We start from the raw sequence: 4,115 nt of genomic DNA on the forward strand, positions 1-4,115 counted from the left end.
CATATTGGGGTTAAATAACCAAAAGAACGGTTTGTCCTGCGACAGCCCTGAAAGCCTTTCTATCCGTGGCTTACAGAAGAAATATCGATTTTAAAAACGTCGATAATATTTTTTATAAGCTGTTGAATATCATTGCTATTATAACTTATTTTGTTTTCATGCTTTAAATGAGGCTAATTTGATGTTGTAAAAGGGTAGCCGCCAAAGTATCCCTACGCAGCAATATGAGTCTCAAGATTACACTCACTCGCCTGTTTCATTCAGTAATTTGTAAACGGTTGACCGCCCAATCCCCATTTGTCTGGCAATATCGGTAGCGCCTAGACCATTCTTACGTAATGTCCGTAGCTTTTCGGTATCGACGGTGCGTTTGCGGCCAAACTTCACTCCCTTGGCCTTGGCCTCGATGCGGCCTTCATTAGTACGTTCAAGAATACGTTGGCGTTCTGCTTGAGCTACCGCTGACAAAATGGTAACAACCATTTTACCCATCGTCCCCTCGGTGCTGATGCCGTCATCTAAAAACCGGATAGCAACGCCGATGCTGTCGAATTCCTTTATCAAGGCGATCATGTCCGCTGTATCCCGTCCCAATCGATCCAACTTTTTGACCAGAATCACGTCACCTTCTTCGACCTTGACCCGCAATGAATGCAATCCGTCCCGATTGATGTGGCTACCGGATACCTTATCGGTGAAAATACGGTTGGATTTGACCCCCGCTTCCTTAAGCGCCTTGACTTGGCCATCAAGGGATTGTTGGCTGGTGGATACACGGGCATAACCAAAGAGTCGCATCACCTAAAACTGTCTCCTAAATCGATTAATAGACGGACTGTCTATTAAGTGTGTGAAAAACGATTTTATAGACATATTATTCCACGGCGATTACCATGTCTACAAACTTATAAATTAGTGGACACTTAAAATCGCTGCCATCGTGCGCTGAAGTCTCCGTGCCATTAAAAACCACCCTTAGCAAGGATATAAAGGCACATGGCTCGACTGACCATTTTGACCCCGCAAGAAATCGACACGCTGTATGCAATACCCTCGCTGGATGATGAAGAGAGGTCTTTTTTGTTCAGCCTTGATGAAATTGATAGGGCTATTCTCGATAGCTTGGGAAACGACACCGCCCGCAAAGTTGATTATATATTGCAGCTTGGATTCTACCGTGCCATCGGCAACTTCTTCCTGTTCAGCTTCCAAAAAGTAAAGGCTGATGTTGAGTTCATCATGCAACTTTATTTCCCGGGAGAACCCTTCCCAAAAAAGCAGGTGTCGAAAAACCACCACTACCAAAACCGTTGTGCCGTAATGAACCAGTTTGGGCTGAGAGATGCCGATGCCGGATTTCAAAGCCAATTGCTTAAGGAAGCGAAAGCGCTTGCCAAACGCCATGTTCTGTCCCGGTTCGTTTTGGAAGAACTGCTGTCCTACTGCCAATTGCAAAATGTACTCAGGCCTGCGTATTCAAGCCTCCAGAATATTGTTTCGATTGCGCTTCGGGAGGAACGTAAGCGTTTGGTCACCAAGCTCTATACTGATGCCGACAAAGGGCTTCGTGGGCAATTGGACAGGCTGTTGGCCAACGACGAGCTGTTTTATAACCTGACCTTGCTGAAAAAAGACCAGAAGGATTTTAGCACTACCGAGATCAAGAAAAGTGTCGCCAAACAACAACTGGTCATTGGCATTTACCGGGAGTCCCAACGGTTGATGCCCAAACTGGGGATCTCAGAACAGAGTATCATTTACTATGCGAACTTGGCGGAGTTTTACAGTATCCAGAAACTCAGGAGGTTCGCCGACAAAAACCTGGTGCGCCTGTACCTGCTTTGTTATGCCCATCACCGTTTCCTCAAAATCAACGACCATCTAATCTCCAGCCTGATCCAGAAGATGGCCAAGTATGCCGACGGTGCCGACAACTATCAACGCTCCAAAATTGAGTTGATGGAAGACGTGGACTCGCAACTAAGAAAGCAAGCGTTTCAAGTGATGGCGATTAATATCGACAGCCGTATTCCCGATGACCAAGTCAGGGCCAAGGCCTTTGAAGTGGTGCCGCTTGAAGGCTACCAACAATTCCTCAAGGATTTTAACAAGCCGAACCTGGATCGGGACTTTTACCGTTGGCAATATTACGGGGAGATTGCGCTGACCGTAAAAAAGAATATCCGGCCACTGTTCAAGGCGCTGGAATTTTCCTGCACGAATGACGGGCTGACCCGGGCGGTCGCGTTTTTAAGGCGGCATCTGGAAGGCGGCCAGCCGTTCCGGGATTACCGCTATCAAGACGTGCCAATGGATTTTTGCCCAAAGTCGCTGAAAAAGTTCCTGACCTACAAAGTGTCCATCAATGGGCAGCCCGCAGTCAGGAAAGTTGATGGCGACCGCTATGAAAGCATGGTGTACCACCAACTTAAGCAGGGCATCGCCAACACGGCGGTGTTCGTCAAGGACAGCCACTGGTATTGTTCCCTGGAAGATGACCTGATCGATATTGACGACTGGACGCAAAACAAGGAAAAGATTTTAAAAGAGCTAAATATGCCGTTGCTGTCGATGGATATTGAGGACATGTTGAACCAGTTCGAAGCCAATATGAAGGTTAAGTACGAGCAAGTTAACCAGGCCATCCGTAACGGTGACAACCCCAGCCTGAAAACCCATTACAACAAGCAAGGCGATCTGCTGAAATGGACCTTGCCCTATGTCCGCCTTGATGACGGGATGAATAACCCGTTTTATGAAAAACTGAATGTCTCTGGTATCGGAGACATCCTTAAATTCACGGCATTGGCCACCGGCTGTATGAAGGCCTTTACGCACCTCCAGCCCAAATACGCGAAATTAAGCCCAGACCCTGAAGTTATCCATGCCTGTGTCATCGCCAATGCCACCGGCATTGAAGCCAAACGAATGAAAGAGATCAGCGACATTAAGGAAAGCGACCTGGAACGGGTGGGCAAAAACCATGTCCGCTACCAAACCCTGTATGCCGCGAATGACCTGGTCATGAACCATACGGCCAAACTGCCGATCTTTGCCGAGTACAACTTGGCCGATTACGGTGTCCACGCCAGCGTTGACGGCCAAAAATTGGTCACCAAATACCACACGATCAAATCCCGGCATGCAAAGAAGTATTTTGGGATGTTGAAAGGCGTGGTCTTATTGGCAATTAACGCCAACCACCTGCCGCTGTGCCTAAAAGTGATTGGTGCCAACCAGCATGAAAGCCACTTCTTATTGGATATTGTGGAAAGCAACACGTCCGATGTTGAAATCACGGCAATATCCGGGGACATGCACAGCATCAACCGGGTCAACTTCGCCTTGTTGTATATGTTCGGTTACCGGTTCATGCCGCGCTTTACCCAGTTGCAGGACAAGTCGGACAATAATCTAGTGTGTTTTGATGAGCTTGACAACTATAAGCACCACATTATCAAGCCCAGTAAGAAGGTCAATAAGGCACTCATCATTAAGGAGTGGGACAACGTATTAAGAATATTGGCTTCCTTGGCCCTCAAGAAAACGACACAAAGTACCATTGTCAGCAAACTGTCTTCCTATAAAAAGACCAGTCCGGCGCTAAAGGCGCTTATTGCCTTCGATGAAATCATCATGACCGATTATTTGTTGGATTATATCGACAGCAAGGAAATCCGCGAAGTGGTGCAGGGCTCGTTGAACCGTGGCGAATCCTACCACCAGTTAAGCTCTACTATTGCCAAAGTCAGCGGCGGCAGGATGCTGAGCGGCAAAACCGAAATAGAACTCGACGTCAATGCCGACTCCATCCGGCTCATTGCCAATGCGGTGATCTTTTACAATGCCACGCTGTTGTCAGAGCTTTATCAGCATTATCAATTCGTTGACCCTGAAATGGCAAAAGAAATCCTGCGCTTTTCGCCGGTCGCCTGGCAACATATTAACTTCATTGGTAAGTATGAATTTTATAACCGAGGGGATGTGCTTAATATTCAAGAGGTTATCAAGAATTTTACTGACGTTTTTAAAATCGATATTTCCTCTGTAAGCCGCTTGTAGCAAGGGTTTAGGAGGGGTCGCAGGACAAACCGTTCTTTTGGTTATTTAACCCC

At 47.0% G+C, this 4,115-nt stretch carries 2 protein-coding genes; one reads left to right on the forward strand and one right to left on the reverse strand.

Features of this window, described 5'->3' with window-relative positions; translation table 11 throughout:
- Positions 1-243 precede the first annotated feature (243 nt).
- Positions 244-798: a recombinase family protein gene (locus A1359_RS02270; RefSeq protein ID WP_066977403.1), complete on the reverse strand. Its 555-nt coding sequence runs from the start codon at positions 796-798 to the stop codon at positions 244-246.
- A gap of 198 nt (positions 799-996) precedes the next feature.
- Here A1359_RS02270 and A1359_RS02275 point away from each other — a divergent pair, with 198 nt between their 5' ends.
- The gene (locus tag A1359_RS02275; RefSeq protein WP_066977407.1) at positions 997-4,062 is read left to right on the forward strand and encodes a Tn3 family transposase; all 3,066 of its coding nucleotides are present in this window, start codon (positions 997-999) and stop codon (positions 4,060-4,062) included.
- Positions 4,063-4,115: the final 53 nt, after the last annotated feature.

Source organism: Methylomonas lenta (assembly GCF_001644015.1).
Lineage (GTDB): Bacteria > Pseudomonadota > Gammaproteobacteria > Methylococcales > Methylomonadaceae > Methylomonas > Methylomonas lenta.